The organism is Gryllotalpicola ginsengisoli DSM 22003 (genome assembly GCF_000419445.1).
Taxonomy (GTDB): Bacteria; Actinomycetota; Actinomycetes; order Actinomycetales; family Microbacteriaceae; genus Gryllotalpicola; species Gryllotalpicola ginsengisoli.
Genome location: NZ_AULK01000002.1, coordinates 120,960 through 135,492 on the forward strand (window position 1 = coordinate 120,960; position 14,533 = coordinate 135,492).

General features: G+C 71.8%; 13 protein-coding genes. 10 read left to right on the forward strand and 3 right to left on the reverse strand.

Features of this window, described 5'->3' with window-relative positions; translation table 11 throughout:
• The first annotated feature begins 123 nt into the window (after positions 1-123).
• From H563_RS0105100 to H563_RS0105120, 5 genes are all read left to right on the forward strand, one after another.
• Positions 124-1,644 carry an ABC transporter ATP-binding protein gene (locus H563_RS0105100; protein ID WP_022881526.1) on the forward strand — a complete coding sequence of 507 codons (1,521 nt, stop codon included), beginning with the start codon at positions 124-126 and terminating at the stop codon, positions 1,642-1,644.
• Positions 1,641-2,921 (forward strand): ABC transporter permease, encoded by a 1,281-nt coding sequence (locus tag H563_RS0105105; RefSeq protein ID WP_022881527.1) that lies wholly within the window; start codon positions 1,641-1,643, stop codon positions 2,919-2,921. The genes H563_RS0105100 and H563_RS0105105 overlap by 4 nt, the downstream gene beginning before the upstream one ends.
• Positions 2,918-4,213, forward strand: a complete 1,296-nt coding sequence (locus H563_RS0105110; RefSeq protein ID WP_022881528.1) for an ABC transporter permease — start codon at positions 2,918-2,920, stop codon at positions 4,211-4,213. The genes H563_RS0105105 and H563_RS0105110 overlap by 4 nt, the downstream gene beginning before the upstream one ends.
• A 5-nt stretch (positions 4,214-4,218) precedes the next feature.
• The gene (locus H563_RS0105115) at positions 4,219-4,632 is read left to right on the forward strand and encodes a cytidine deaminase (RefSeq protein ID WP_022881529.1); all 414 of its coding nucleotides are present in this window, start codon (positions 4,219-4,221) and stop codon (positions 4,630-4,632) included.
• A gap of 100 nt (positions 4,633-4,732) precedes the next feature.
• Positions 4,733-6,031 carry a thymidine phosphorylase gene (locus H563_RS0105120; RefSeq protein ID WP_022881530.1) on the forward strand — a complete coding sequence of 433 codons (1,299 nt, stop codon included), beginning with the start codon at positions 4,733-4,735 and terminating at the stop codon, positions 6,029-6,031.
• Between the two features lie 56 nt (positions 6,032-6,087).
• On the opposite strand, the gene H563_RS17260 is transcribed toward H563_RS0105120, so the two are convergent.
• Positions 6,088-7,131, reverse strand: a complete 1,044-nt coding sequence (locus H563_RS17260) for a hypothetical protein (protein ID WP_155865022.1) — start codon at positions 7,129-7,131, stop codon at positions 6,088-6,090.
• A gap of 361 nt (positions 7,132-7,492) precedes the next feature.
• Here H563_RS17260 and H563_RS0105130 point away from each other — a divergent pair, with 361 nt between their 5' ends.
• The 3 genes from H563_RS0105130 to H563_RS0105140 are packed head-to-tail and all read left to right on the forward strand — an operon-like array spanning position 7,493 to position 9,367.
• Positions 7,493-8,611, forward strand: a complete 1,119-nt coding sequence (locus H563_RS0105130) for an adenosine deaminase (protein WP_022881532.1) — start codon at positions 7,493-7,495, stop codon at positions 8,609-8,611.
• 32 nt (positions 8,612-8,643) lie between these two features.
• Positions 8,644-9,090, forward strand: a complete 447-nt coding sequence (locus tag H563_RS0105135) for a PTS sugar transporter subunit IIA (protein WP_022881533.1) — start codon at positions 8,644-8,646, stop codon at positions 9,088-9,090.
• A gap of 1 nt (position 9,091) precedes the next feature.
• Positions 9,092-9,367 carry a PTS sugar transporter subunit IIB gene (locus H563_RS0105140; RefSeq protein WP_022881534.1) on the forward strand — a complete coding sequence of 92 codons (276 nt, stop codon included), beginning with the start codon at positions 9,092-9,094 and terminating at the stop codon, positions 9,365-9,367.
• Between the two features lie 64 nt (positions 9,368-9,431).
• Here H563_RS0105140 and H563_RS15130 read toward each other — a convergent pair whose 3' ends face one another.
• The gene (locus tag H563_RS15130) at positions 9,432-11,144 is read right to left on the reverse strand and encodes a phosphohexomutase domain-containing protein (protein ID WP_022881535.1); all 1,713 of its coding nucleotides are present in this window, start codon (positions 11,142-11,144) and stop codon (positions 9,432-9,434) included.
• On the reverse strand, positions 11,141-11,968 hold the full coding sequence (locus H563_RS0105150) for a purine-nucleoside phosphorylase (RefSeq protein ID WP_022881536.1): 828 nt from the start codon (positions 11,966-11,968) through the stop codon (positions 11,141-11,143). The genes H563_RS15130 and H563_RS0105150 overlap by 4 nt, the downstream gene beginning before the upstream one ends.
• Before the next feature lie 129 nt (positions 11,969-12,097).
• Here H563_RS0105150 and H563_RS0105155 point away from each other — a divergent pair, with 129 nt between their 5' ends.
• Positions 12,098-13,018: an NADP-dependent oxidoreductase gene (locus tag H563_RS0105155; RefSeq protein ID WP_022881537.1), complete on the forward strand. Its 921-nt coding sequence runs from the start codon at positions 12,098-12,100 to the stop codon at positions 13,016-13,018.
• A 68-nt stretch (positions 13,019-13,086) separates the two neighbouring features.
• Entirely contained in the window at positions 13,087-14,523 is a 1,437-nt protein-coding gene (locus tag H563_RS0105160) for an NAD(P)H-quinone dehydrogenase (protein ID WP_022881538.1), read from the forward strand.
• The last annotated feature ends 10 nt before the right edge of the window (positions 14,524-14,533 follow it).

The following is a 14,533-nucleotide window of genomic DNA, read 5'->3' on the forward strand; positions in this document are numbered from 1 at the left end:
GCGGCGGTCCCCGGCCGCCGCACCGCAGTCGAGTCGAGCGAGAGACGCGTTCGGCGGCGAGCAAGTCGCCGCCTCGTAGAGCGTCTCTCGCTCGACCGTTGTGTGAAAGGTAGTTTGACCCGTATGAGACTCGAGCTGCGCGGGATCACCAAGCGCTTCGGCAGCCTCACCGCGAACGACCACATCTCGCTCACCGTCGAGCCGGGGGAGATCCACTGCCTGCTGGGTGAGAACGGCGCGGGCAAGTCGACGCTGATGAATGTGCTCTACGGCCTGTACCAGGCCGATGAGGGCGAGATCCTGCTCGACGGCGAGGCGCAGCACTTCGCGGGCCCGGGCGACGCCATGCGGGCCGGGATCGGCATGGTGCACCAGCACTTCATGCTCATCCCCGTCTTCACGGTCGCCGAGAACGTCATGCTCGGCCACGAGCAGACCCGGGGACTCGGCCGGCTCGACCTCGCCGCGGCGCGCGCGAAGGTGCGCGAGATCTCGGCGCGGTTCGGCTTCGACGTCGACCCCGACGCGGTCGTCGAGCACCTGCCCGTCGGCGTGCAGCAGCGCGTCGAGATCATCAAGGCGCTCAGCCGCGACGCGAAGGTGCTCGTGTTCGACGAGCCCACCGCGGCGCTCACCCCGCAGGAGACCGACGAGCTGATGGCGATCATGAAGCAGCTCAAGGAGCAGGGCACCGCCATCGTCTTCATCACCCACAAGCTGCGCGAGGTGCGCGAGGTCGCCGACCGTATCACGGTCATCCGTCTCGGCAAGGTGGTCGGCCAGGCCGAGCCCACGGCGAGCAACGCCGAGCTCGCCTCGCTCATGGTCGGCCGCTCGGTCGAGCTGACCGTGCACAAGGAGCCGGCCCGGCCACGGGGCGACGCCCTGGTCGTCGACCGGCTGTCCGTGATCGACGAGTTCGGGCAGAAGGTCGTCAACGACGTCGGATTCACCGTGCAGGCGGGGGAGATCCTCGCCGTCGCCGGCGTGCAGGGCAACGGGCAGACCGAGCTCACCGAGGCGCTGCTCGGGCTGCAGCCGCGCGTCGAGGGGTCCATCCGTCTCGACGGCCGGGAACTGGTCGGCCGCACCGTGCGCGAGGTGCTCGACGCCGGTGTCGGGTTCGTGCCGGAGGACCGCAACGAGGACGGGCTGGTGGGCGCCTTCAGCGTCGCGGAGAACCTCATGCTCGACCGCTCCTCGGGTGCGCCGTTCGTGAAGGGCGCCAACGTGCAGAGCAAGGCGCTGAACGCCTTCGCCCAGCAGAAGCTCGAGGAGTTCGACGTGCGCGCCCCCTCGATCCACACGCCCGTCGGGCGGCTGTCGGGCGGTAACCAGCAGAAGGTCGTGCTCGCCCGCGAGCTCTCCCGCGAGCTGCGGCTGCTCGTCGCCGCACAGCCCACGCGCGGCCTCGACGTCGGCTCGATCGAGTTCGTGCACAAGCGCATCGTGGCCGCCCGCGACGAGGGCATCCCCGTCATCGTCGTCTCTACCGAGCTCGACGAGGTCGTCGCGCTCGCCGACCGGATCGCGGTCATGTATCGCGGCGGCATCGTCGGCATCGTGCCCGGCGACACCCCGCGTGACGTGCTGGGTCTGATGATGGCGGGCGAGGCGCCCGAGACGGCGGGAGAGGCGGCATGAGCGAGGCGACCGAAGCGCGCACGCCCGAGGAGCGCACGCCCGAGGCATCCGTGCCCGCCCCTGCCGAACCGGGCCGCGGCCAGAACCTGCTGCGCGAGATCATGGGCGGAAGCCTCGTCATCTCGGTGCTCGCGGTGCTGATCGCGCTCGTCGTCGGCGCGGTGCTGATCGCGGTGACCGACCCGGCCGTGCAGCAGGCGTCCGGCTACTTCTTCGCCCGGCCCTCCGACACCTTCCAGGCGATCTGGAACGCCGTCGGCGGCGCCTACACCTCGCTCTTCCAGGGCGCGATCTACAACACCGGGAAGACCGACTTCGCCAGCGGCATCCAGCCGCTGATGAACACCCTGTCGGCGGCGACCCCGCTGATCTTCGGCGGCCTCGGCATCGCCCTCGCGTTCCGCATCGGCCTGTTCAACATCGGCGGGCAGGGGCAGATCCTCATCGCCGGCGCGTTCGCCGGCTGGGTCGCCTGGTCCTTCCCGATGCCGTTCCCGCTCGGACTGATCGTGGCGGTGCTCGCCGGCATCGTCGGCGGCGCGGTGTGGGCCGGCATCGTCGGCTGGCTCAAGGCCCGCACCGGCGCGCACGAGGTGATCGTGACGATCATGCTCAACTACGTCGCGTTCGAGCTGATCTCCTTCCTGCTGCGCACGCCGGGGGCGCTGCAGGCACCGGGCACCAACAACCCCAAGTCGCCGGCGATCCCCGCCGCGGCGCAGCTGCCGGGACTGTTCGGCGTCCGCTACACGGTCACCTGGGCGTTCGTGCTGGCCGTGGCGGCGGCGTTCGCCTACTGGTGGCTGATGAGCCGATCGAGCCTCGGCTTCCGCTTCCGCGCGGTCGGCGAGAACCCGAGCGCCGCCCGCACCGCCGGCATCGGCGTGGAGCGCATGTACGTGTACGGCATGGCGATCGCCGGGGGATTCGTCGGGCTCGCCGGCGTGAACCAGGTGCTGGCCGCCGCGCCCGGCGGCTTCTCGTCGGGCTTCGACGCCGGCCTCGGCTTCGACGCCATCACGGTCGCCCTGCTCGGCCGCTCCCGCCCGGCCGGCGTGTTCGCGGCCGGGCTGCTGTTCGGCGCGCTCAAGTCGGGCGGATACCTGATGCAGGCCGCGAACGACGTGCCCGTCGACATCGTGCTGATCGTGCAGTCGATCATCGTGCTGTTCATCGCGGCACCGCCGCTGGTGCGCGCGATCTTCCGGCTGCCGACCCCGGGCACGGCGCCGAAGGCGCGCCGCCGCCCCGCTGTGAAGGAGGCTCACGGCCAGTGACCGCCGCGACCGAGACCCCGCACCTGCCCGACCCCTCGCCCATCGTCCTCGAGAAGGTCGAGGTGCGCAGCTGGAAGGTGCCCATCGCGCTGTCCGTCTTCGCCCTCGGCGCCGTCGTGCTGTTCATCGCGTTCGCCCGATCCGGCCACACGACGTTCCGCTTCACCCAGAGCGTCGACGCGATCAAGCTGCCCGACCTGACCGTGCCGTCCGCCCCGGTGAGCATCGCGCTGGCGATCGTCGCGGTGCTGATGGCCGCCGCATCCTGGTGGTACGTCGCCGCCCGCGGCCGGGTGCCCGGATGGTTCGCCGCCGTGTTCGCCGTCGTGTTCCTGGTCGGGTTCCTCGACTGGGCGGCCGAGGGCGACCGCCCGCTGCCGTTCACCTCGCTGCTGCTGGGCGCGGTCACCCTGTCGGTGCCGCTGGTGTTCGGCGCCCTCGGCGGCGTGATCGGCGAGCGCGCCGGCGTCGTGAACGTGGCCATCGAGGGCCAGCTGCTGGCCGGCGCGTTCTGCTCGGCGCTGGTCGCCTCCTCGACCGGCAGCATGACCGCCGGCCTGGTGGCCGCCGCGGCCGCCGGAGTGCTGGTCGCGTTCATCCTCGCCGCGTTCGCCATCAAGTACCTCGTCGATCAGGTGATCGTCGGCGTCGTCATCAACGTGCTCGTCACCGGCCTCACCAACTTCGGCTACTCCAAGGTGCTCGCCGCCGACCCCGAGCACCTGAACCGCCGCATGACGCTGCCCGACCTGCCCATTCCGGGCCTCGCCCAGATCCCGGTCATCGGGCCGGTGCTGTTCGACCACAGCATCATCGTGTACATCGCCTACGTGGCGGTCGCCGCGGTCTGGTACGGCCTGTTCCACACCCGGTGGGGGCTGCGGGTGCGCGCCGTGGGCGAGCACCCCCAGGCGGCCGACACGGTGGGCATCAACGTGAACGGGACCCGGTTCTGGAACGTCTCGCTGGCCGGCGCGGTCGCCGGCCTCGGCGGCGCGTTCTTCACGCTCGGCTCCGTCGGCATCTTCACCAAGGAGATGACCGCCGGGCAGGGCTACATCGCGCTCGCCGCCGTCATCTTCGGCCGCTGGGATCCGATCCGCGCCACCCTCGCGGCCCTGCTGTTCGGCTTCGCGTCGAACCTGCAGAACACGCTCGGCATCATCGGCTCGCCCGTGCCGAGCGAGTTCCTGCTGATGCTGCCGTACCTGGTCACGATCTTCGCCGTGGCCGGCCTGGTCGGGAAATCCCGGGCACCCGCCGCCGACGGCGTGCCGTACGTGAAAGGCTGAGCACGATGCCGGAAGAGCCCGAGATCGACTGGGACGCGCTGCGCGCGGCCGCAACGGATGCGATGCGCCGTTCCTACTCGCCGTACTCGAACTTCCCTGTGGGTGCGGCCGCGATCGCCGACGACGGCCGCGTCGTGAAGGGCGCGAACATCGAGAACGCGTCCTACGGGGTCACGCTGTGCGCCGAGTGCTCGCTGATCTCCGACTTGATCATGTCGGGCGGCGGCCGGCTCGTCGCCTTCACCTGCGTCGACGGCGACGGCGGCGTGCTGATGCCGTGCGGCCGCTGCCGGCAGCTGCTCTACGAGCACTCCGCCGCGGGCATGCTGCTCGAGACCGTCTCGGGGGTCAAGACCATCGACGAGGTGCTGCCCGACGCGTTCGGCCCGAGGCAGCTGGAGGAGTACGCGGGGCGCTGACGCGGCCGCGGCATCCGCTTCATTCGATCGCCGCGCACGGCGCATCCGCTCGCTTCGTCCCCGTCTACTTGTCCCCGTCAACTTGAACGAAAGGCCCGCCGTGAGCATCGAGCCGTTCGACGCCGTCGACCTGATCCGTGCCAAGCGCGACGGGGGCGCGCTGTCGACGCCGCAGATCCGGTGGCTCGTCGACGCGTACACGCGAGGTTACGTCGCCGACGCGCAGATGTCGGCGCTGGCGATGGCCATCCTGCTGAACGGGATGACGCGTGAGGAGATCCGCGACCTGACGCTCGCGATGGTCGCCTCCGGCGAGCGGCTCGACTTCTCGGCGCTCGGCAAGCCGACGGTCGACAAGCACTCGACCGGGGGCGTGGGCGACAAGATCACGCTGCCGCTGATGCCGCTGGTCGCCTCGTTCGGCGTGGCGGTGCCGCAGCTGTCGGGGCGGGGGCTCGGGCACACCGGCGGCACGCTCGACAAGCTCGAGTCGATTCCGGGGTGGCGGGCGACCCTGTCGAACGAGGAGATCTTCGCCCAGCTGGCCGGAGACGTGGGCGGGGTGATCTGCGCCGCCGGCCCCGGGCTCGCACCTGCGGACAAGAAGCTCTACGCGCTGCGCGACACGACCGGCACGGTCGAGGCGATCCCGCTGATCGCCTCGTCGATCATGAGCAAGAAGATCGCCGAGGGCACCGGCGCGCTCGTGCTCGACGTGAAGTTCGGCTCCGGCGCGTTCATGCACGATCTCGACCGGGCGCGCGAGCTCGCGCAGACCATGGTCGAGCTCGGAACCGACGCCGGGGTGGCGACCTCGGCGCTGCTCACCGACATGAACACGCCGCTGGGGCGGGCGATCGGCAACGCCAACGAGGTGCGCGAGGCGCTCGAGGTGCTCTCAGGCGGCGGGCCGTCGGATGTCGTCGCGCTCACGATCGATCTCGCGCGGGAGATGCTGCGCCTCGCCGGACGCCCCGACGCCGACGTCGAGGCGGCGCTTGCCGACGGGCGGGCGATGGACCGGTGGCGCGCATTCGTCGTCGCGCAGGGCGGGGACCCCGACGCCCCGCTGCCCGAGCCGCGGGAGACGCACACCGTGCAGGCGCCCGCCTCCGGAGTCGTGCTGCGCGAGGACGCCCTCGCCTTCGGCATCGCCGCCTGGCGTCTCGGCGCGGGGCGCGCGCGGCAGGAGGACCCGGTGGTGCACGCCGCCGGAATCGAACTGCACGTCAAACCCGGCGACGCCGTGACCGTCGGGCAGCCGCTGTTCACCCTCGCGGCCGACGACCCGGCCCGGTTCGACCGCGCCCTGGAGGCGCTCGACGGTGCGTGGGAGATCGGCGAAGCGTCGGCCGCGCCGTCCGCCGCCCCGCTGGTGGTGGAGCGCATCACGGCGTAGTGGCCCTCTCTGGGATCGGTCGGGGTGCGCCCCGCCCGACTGTCTGCTGTCATTCGTCACTTTTCGCGCTTACGAGCGGGCGGGCGCGCCAGATCCGACGAATCGGCTGAGGGCATCGTGCCGATTCGTCGAAATCGGCTGGGCGCGGGCGCCCGGCGCGCTGAAAGTGACGAATCGATCAAGGCAACGGATGGCGCATCCGGTCGCCACCCGTGCCTCCGCAGCTCCGCCTCGAGATCGTCCAGGATCTCGGCGCGAGTGGACCTCGCGGCGATCCGGATGTCCGCCCAGCCCGCCCGGCGGATCGCGTTGTAGCGCCGAATGTCGTGAGCGAACTGTTCCGCATTCGCGGCGTGGTGCTGGCCTTCGTAGTCGATCCCGGTCACCCACAGCGGGTAAGCGAGGTCGAAGACCGCGATCAGCTTCCCATCGGAGTCGTAGAGCGGGTAGTTGATCTCCGGCTCGGGGAACCCGGCCCGCATGATGGCGAGCCTCCATTCGGTCTCTTTCGCGGACTCCGCGTTTTCACGGATGAGCGCGAACGCGGCGCGAAGCTTCACGGCACCGCGTCGCCCTCCGAACCGCCGGATGGCCGCGCCCAGGCGCGCCCTTGTGGTCAGCTTCCGTTGCCGCCAGAAGAGCGCGTCGCCGGCGGCCACCAACTCGTCCACCGTGAGATGAGGTGCGAGGCCGCACCACGCGTCGGCGGGTGATTGCAGCACCCAGTCGCCTCGGCGGAGCGTGCGAGGTTGCTGATAGGCATGGCCGATCGTGCCGCCCACTCGCGGTGCACGCGCCGGCCAGGTGGTCGCCACATGCGGAGGCTCCGCGTACAGGTGCCACGGCAGGGGCAGCCCCCAGAGCACGGCGGCGGACACGTCGCTGAAGAACTGGCCCTCGCGCAGTAGCGGCCGATATTCGCGAAGACGCCTGAGCGCCGCCGCGCGCGAGGGCTCGGACTCGGCTGGGGGCAGCGGAACAGTGCTGCGGGCGCCGTGGAAGGTGCGACGCAGGTCGGCGCCGCGCAGGCGGCCGCGGCTGATTCCCGCGTCGAGCGCTGCGGAGACTGAGAAGTCGTGCTGCCGGAAGCCATCAGGCAAGGGGGATCTGCTCATGGGCAGGGATCTTGGCGGCTGGGCTGCCGGGGTCCCTGGCTCGATTCGTCCAAATGTGGACGGATCGCCTCAGAACCTTGCTGTGCGGGGGAAGAGGCGGCGGTCGTGGGCCGGCATGGCACGCAGGCATCCGTTCGTCACAAAGTGCGCGCACGCGCCGAACGACGGGGTCATTTCGACGAATCACCGGCGGGCGTTTCGCCGACTCGTCACGAATCGTCTCGGCAACAGCACGGATGGACAAGAAGTGACGAATGACGGAACCGGGCGCCGGAGCCCCGGGCGCCACCAACACAAAGCGACGAACCACCGCCCGCCCCCCCCGGCGCCCGCTAGCCTGAGGCGCATGAGCGCACCTGATCGGGAGTACCTGCTGTCCGGCGTCAGCATCAACGCCCTGCCGAAGATCAGCCTGCACGACCATCTCGACGGCGGCCTGCGCCCGCAGACCATCGTCGAGCTCGCCGACGAGGCGGGCGTCGAGCTGCCCGAGACGGATGCGGCGCGCCTCGGCTCCTGGTTCGCGCGGCAGTCCAACGCCGGCAGCCTCGTCGAGTACCTGAAGACCTTCGACGTCACCGTCGCCGTGATGCAGACCGCCGACCAGCTCACCCGCGTCGCCCGCGAGTTCGTGGAGGATCTGCACGCCGACGGCGTCATCTACGGGGAGATCCGCTGGGCGCCCGAGCAGCACCTCACCCGCGGGCTCACCCTCGACCAGGCCGTCGAGGCGGTGCAGGCGGGCATCGACCAGGCCGTCGCCGCGGTCGAGGCTGCCGGCGGGTTCATCCGTGTCGGCCAGCTGATCACGAGCCTGCGGCACAACCCGGCCCAGACCATGGAGATCGCGCAGCTGGCTGTGCGCCACCGGGACGCGGGCGTGGTCGGATTCGACGTCGCCGGCCCCGAGGCGGGCTTCCCCGCCTCGACGATGCGGGCCGCGTTCGACTACCTCGCCGGCGAGTACCTGCCGGTGACCGTGCACGCGGGCGAGGCCGACGGCCTCGACTCCATCCGCTCCGCCCTGTTCGACGGCCGCGCTCTGCGCCTCGGCCACGGGGTGCGCCTCGCCGAGGACTTCGTCGTCGAGCGGCAGGACGACGACAACACCTACGTCTCCCTCGGCCTGCTCAGCCAGTGGGTGAAGGACCGCGAGATCGCCCTCGAGACGAGCCCCAGCTCGAACCTGCAGACGGGCGCGATCGCCCGCTGGGGCGAGACCATCGCGGAGCATCCGTTCGACCTGCTCTACCAGCTCGGCTTCCGCGTCACCGTCAACGTCGACAACCGGCTGATGAGCGGCACCTCGCTCAGCCGCGAGCTCTCGCTGCTGACCGACACCTTCGGCTACGACCTGCAGGATCTCGAGACGTTCCAGCTGAACGCCGCCGCGGCCGCGTTCCTGCCGCTGGAGGACCGGGAGGAGCTCGTCGACCGCATCGCCCTCGGCTTCGACGCGGTGTAGAACTCGTCGGCCGCGCCGGTAAACTGAGGAGCATGCCCCTGCCCGAGCCCCCCGACGCCGCCGTCGAGCTCGGGGCGCACGCCGCCGACTGGCGGGCTGCGGTGCGGCTCGCCGGCGAGGCGCTCGTCCGCTCCGGGGCCGTGAGCCCCATGTACACCGAGCGGATGATCAACGTCGTCGACGAGTTCGGCGCCTACATCGTGATCGCCCCCGGTCTCGCCCTCGCCCACGCGCGCCCCGGGCGCGACGTGAAGGCCGACGGCCTGGCGGTGGTGACGCTCGCCGAGCCGGTGCGGTTCGGGCATCCGCACAACGACCCGGTCTCGGTGGTCGTGGGTCTCGCCGTGCGCGGCGCGGACGCGCACGTCTCCCACGTGGCCGAGCTCGCCAACATCTTCAACGACCCCGCGGCCATCCCGGCGCTCGCCTCCGCGACGAGCGCCGACGAGGTGCGCCGCATCTTCCGGAAAGGCGCCTGACGTGAAGCGCATCGTCGCCATCTGCGGTCAGGGCGTGGGAACGTCCGCCATCCTCAAGGTCAACGCCGAACGCGCCCTCGACCGGCTCGGCATCCGGGCCTCGGTGTCCGCCTCCGACGTCGCCTCGGTCGGCACGGCGGCCGCCAACGCGCAGGTCATCCTCACCTCGCCCGAGCTCGTCGAGAGCATCGGCAAGACCAACGCCGACGTCGTCGTGATCGACAACTACTTCGACGTGGGCGAGATCGAGCGCAAGCTCGAAGACGCGCTCGGCTGAGCGGGCGCGGCGCGGCCGCGACGGTGAGACGGATGCCTCGCACCGCCGCCCTCCCGCAGCGCCGCTACGCCCCGAGCATCGCCCGCAGCGCCCCATCGAGCGCGGAGACCTTCGCCTCCGCATCCGCTCGCGACGTGCCGCGCGCGTCGAGGTAGACCTTCAGTTTCGGCTCGGTGCCGCTCGGGCGCAGCATCACCCGCGAGCCGTCGGCGAGGGTGAGCCGCAGCACGTTGTCGGGTGGCAGCGCGCCCGCGCCGCGCAGCAGATCGTCGAACCCGGTCACCGCCACTCCGCCGAGCTCGCGCGGGGGTTCGGCGCGCAGCCGGTCGAGGATGCGCCCGCGCTCGGCCAGGTCGGTGACGCGCAGGGAGATCTGCCCGCTGGCGTACCAGCCGATCTCGCCCGCGATCTGCTCGAGCTGCTCGGCGAGGGTGCGTCCGGACGCCTTCCAGCGCAGCGCGAGCGCGAGCAGGCGGGCGGCGGCCGAGATGCCGTCCTTGTCGCGCACCGTCTCGGGGTTCACGAGGTAGCCGAGCGCCTCCTCGTAGCCGAACACGAGCCCGGGCACGCGCGAGATCCACTTGAACCCGGTCAGCGTCTCGGCGAAACCGAGCCCGAAGTGCTCGGCGATCGCGCGCAGCCCGGGGGAGGAGACGATCGACGCGCCGAGCACCGCCGTGCCGCGGTCAGCACCGCCGGGCCGGCCGGCTTCCTCTTCGGCGGCGGCCCAGCCGAGCAGCAGGCCGACCTCGTTGCCGCTGAGGCGACGCCAGCCGCCGTCCGCATCGGGGTCGGGCACGGCGATCGCGAGCCGGTCGGCGTCGGGGTCGTTCGCGACGATCAGCTCGGCGCCGGATTCGCGGGCCGTCGCCACGGCGAGGTCGAGCGCGCCCGGCTCCTCCGGGTTCGGGAACGCCACGGTCGGGAACGCGGGGTCGGGCTCCTGCTGCGCGGCGACGCTGAGCGGCGCCGGCAGGCCCGCCGCCTGGAACACCCGCGAGGCGGTGTCCCACCCCACGCCGTGCATCGCGGTGTAGACCACGTCGAGCTCGACGCCGTCGGGAAGCTCGCCCGCGACCGCCGCCGTGCGGGCGACGTAGGCGTACACGAGCGACTCGTCAGCGGTCTCATAGGCAGCCGACCGCGGCAGCGCGGTGATCGGCCCGGCCGCCGCGACGGCGTCGATGTGCGCCGCGATCTCCGCGTCCACGGGCGGCACGATCTGGGACCCCTCGTCGCCTCCGCCGAGGTAGACCTTGTACCCGTTGTCGCGGGCGGGGTTGTGCGAGGCGGTCACCATGACGCCGGCCGAGGTGCCGAGGTGCCGCACCGCGAAGGCGAGCACCGGCGTCGGCAGCAGGCGCGGCAGCAGCACGGTGCGCACGCCGGCGCCGGCGAACAGCTCGGCCGAGTCCTCGGCGAACACGCGCGAGTTCTTGCGCCCGTCGTAGCCGATGACGACGGATGCCTCGTCGCCGAACCTCCGCCGGAGATAGGCGGCCAGCCCCGCCGCCGCCTGGGCGACGAGCACCCGGTTCATCCGATTGGAACCCGCAGCCAGCTCGCCGCGCAGCCCCGCCGTGCCGAACGCGAGCCGGGCGTCGAAGCGGGCGTGCAGCTCGGCGAGGGCGCCGGCGTCGCCCGCCTCCGCGGCGGCGATCAGCCCGTCGAGCTCGGCCTTCGTCTCGGGGTCCGGGTCCTGGGCCGACCAGGCGCGGGCAGCCTCGACCGCGTCGAAATCCGCCGGATTGAGCCCGTCGAAATCCGCCGCCGTCACAGGCGCTCCACGATCTTCGCCAGCAGCTCGGAGATCACCGGCTCGGCCGCCCGCCCCGCCTCGAGCACCTCGGTGTGCGACAGCGGCGTCGGCGAGATGCCGGCGGCGAGGTTCGTGATCAGCGACAGGCCGAGGATCTCCATGCCGGCCTGGCGGGCGGCGATCGCCTCGAGCGTGGTCGACATGCCGACGATGTGGCCGCCGATGATCTTCGCCATCTGCACCTCGGCCGGCGTTTCGTAGTGCGGGCCGCGGAACTGCACGTACACGCCCTCGTCGAGGCTCGGGTCGACCTCGCGGGCGAGGGCCCGCAGCCGGGCCGAGTACAGGTCGGTCAGGTCGATGAAGGTGCCGCCCTCGAGCGGCGAGTTCGCGGTCAGGTTGATGTGGTCGCTGATCAGCACCGGCTGCCCGGGCTTCCAGTGCGGCTTGATGCCGCCGGCGCCGTTGGTGAGCACCATGATCTTCGCGCCGGTGGCCGCCGCCGTGCGCACCGAGTGGGCGACCGCGCGCACCCCGTGCCCCTCGTAGTAGTGCGTGCGGGCGCCGATCACGAGGGCGCGCTTGCCGCTGGGCAGCAGGATCGAGCGGAGGGTGCCCAGGTGCCCGGTGAGGCTCGGGGCGCGGAAGCCGACGATGTCGGTCGCGGTGATGGTGTGCGTGGTCTCGCCGATCAGCTCGGCGGCCCTGCCCCAGCCGCTGCCCAGGGTGAGGGCGATGTCGTGATGGTCGACACCGGTCCGCTCGGCGATCTGCGCCGCCGCCTCGCGGGCGATGTCGAAGGGGTCGGTTTCGGGATCGTCGAGGGCGGAGCTGAAGGCCATGCGGCGAGTCTATTCGGGCACCGGGCGAGGGGACCGGTGCCGCCACGGGCGCGGCCAGGGCGCCGACGGGAATGCATCGACCGGCCCGGAAGCTGGTACCGGGTGAGGCGAGCGGCGACAGGAGGCCAGATGACCAAGGCAGTGCGATTCCACGAGTTCGGCGGCGTCGAGGTGCTGCGCATCGACGACATCGAGATCCCGGCGCCCGGCGCCGGCGAGGTGGTCGTCGAGGTGCGGGCGGCGGCGATCAACCCCGGCGAGGCGAGCATCCGCGAAGGGCGGTTGGAGCAGCGGTTCAAGACCGAGCTGCCCTGCGGCGAAGGCACGGACTTCGCGGGCGTCGTGCATGCGGTCGGCCCCGACGTGACGCGCTGGACGCCCGGCGACGAGGTCATCGGCTGGTCGTGGGCGCGCTCCAGCCATGCCGAGCAGGTGCTCGTGCCCGCGGACCAGCTGGTTCCGAAGCCCGGGCAGGTGCCGTGGGAGGCGGCGGCCACGCTCTCGGTCGCGGGCGTGACGGCGGTCGCCGCCGTCGACGCCATCCGCGTGCAGCCGGGGGAGACGGTGCTCGTCGCCGGCGCCACCGGCGGGGTCGGCGTCTTCGCCGTGCAGCTGCTCGCCCGGGCCGGCGCCCGGGTCCTGGCGGTCGCCTCGGAGCGGCACGCGCAGTGGCTCGCCGGCCACGGGGCGACGCTCGTGCCCTACGGCGACGACCTCGCGTCCCGGGTGCGCCGGGCCGCACCCGACGGCGTCGACGCGGTGCTCGACCTGCACGGCCCCGAGTACGTGCGCCTCGCGATCGACCTCGGCGTCGCCCCCGAGCGCATCGACTCGATCACCTCCTTCCAAGCGGCCGGCGAGGTGGGCGCGAAGACCGTCGGAAGCATGGAGGGCACGACGACCGAGAACCTCGCCGAGCTGGCCCGGCTCGTGGCCGAGGGCGAGCTCGAGGTGCCCATCGCCGCCACCTACCCGCTGGAGCGGGTGCGTGACGCGTTCACGCAGCTGGAGCAGGGGCACGTGCTCGGCAAGATCGTCCTGATCGCGTAGGGGAGGCGCCGGCGCGAGGCATCCGCTCACCTCGCGACCCGCCGCCCGGGTGCGGCAAGATGGCAAGCATGGCCTTCGAATTCGAGCGGAAGCAGCGCATCGCGGTCATCGGCGGCGGCCCCGGGGGTTACGAGGCGGCGCTGGCGGGCGCGCAGCTCGGCGCCGACGTCACGATCGTCGAGCGCACCGGCATCGGCGGCTCGGCGGTCATCACCGACGTGGTGCCCTCGAAGACGCTGATCGCGACGGCCGAGGCGGCGCGCAACATCCCCGACGCGGTCGGGCTGGGCGTGCAGTTCTATACGAGAACGGATGCCGGCAAGCCGACCCGCCCCGAGGTGGCGGTCAACCTCGCCGCGGTCAACAAGCGGGTGCTCGGCCTGGCCAGGCAGCAGAGCGAGGACATGCGCGCCGAACTGGTGCGCGCCGGGGTGAAGATCATCGACGGGGTGGGCCGCCTCGACGGCGAGAACGCGGTCGTCGTCTCGACCGCCGGAGGCGGCCACGGCACCGATTTCGACCGCATCGAGGCCGACACGATCGTGATCTCGACCGGCGCGAGCCCCCGCGAGCTGCCGTCGGCGAAGCCCGACGGGGAGCGCATCCTCACCTGGACCCAGCTGTACACCCTGCAGGACCTGCCCGAGCACCTCATCGTCGTCGGCTCGGGCGTCACCGGCGCCGAGTTCGCCTCCGCCTACATGAACCTGGGCGCCAAGGTCACCCTCGTCTCGAGCCGCGACCAGGTGCTGCCCGGCGAGGACTCCGACGCGGCGGCGATCCTCGAGAAGGTGTTCACCCGTGGCGGCATGACGCTCTTGTCGAAGTCGCGCGCCGCCTCGGTGGAGCGCACCGACGACGGCGTGCGGGTGCGCCTCTCCGACGGCCGCGAGATCGAGGGCTCGCACTGCCTCATGGCGGTCGGCTCCGTCCCGAACACGCAGGGCATCGGCCTGGAGGAGGCCGGCGTGCAGCTGACCGAGTCCGGGCACATCCGCGTCAACCGGGTCGCCCGCACCTCGGTGCCGAACATCTACGCCGCCGGCGACTGCTCCGACGTGCTGCCGCTCGCCTCGGTCGCGTTCATGCAGGGGCGCACCGCGGTGTTCCACGCGATGGGCGACGCGGTCAACCCGATCGAGCTGCGCAACGTCACCTCCAACATCTTCACCCAGCCCGAGATCGCCACGGTGGGCTGGAACCAGAAGCAGATCGAGGACGGCCTCGCCCAGGGCGAGATCTACAAGCTGCCCCTTTCGGTCAACGCCCGGGCCAAGATGCAGAACATCAAGGACGGCTTCGTGAAGATCTTCGCCCGCACCGGTTCGGGCACGGTGATCGGCGGCGTGATCGTCGCCCCGCGCGCGAGCGAGTTGATCTTCCCGCTCGCGCTCGCCGTCGAGCACCGGCTCACGGTCGACCAGGTCGCCCGCGCCTACGCGGTCTTCCCCTCCCTCTCCGGCAGCATCACGGATGCAGCCCGCGCGATGCACATCGTGGGCTGAGCAGCACCCC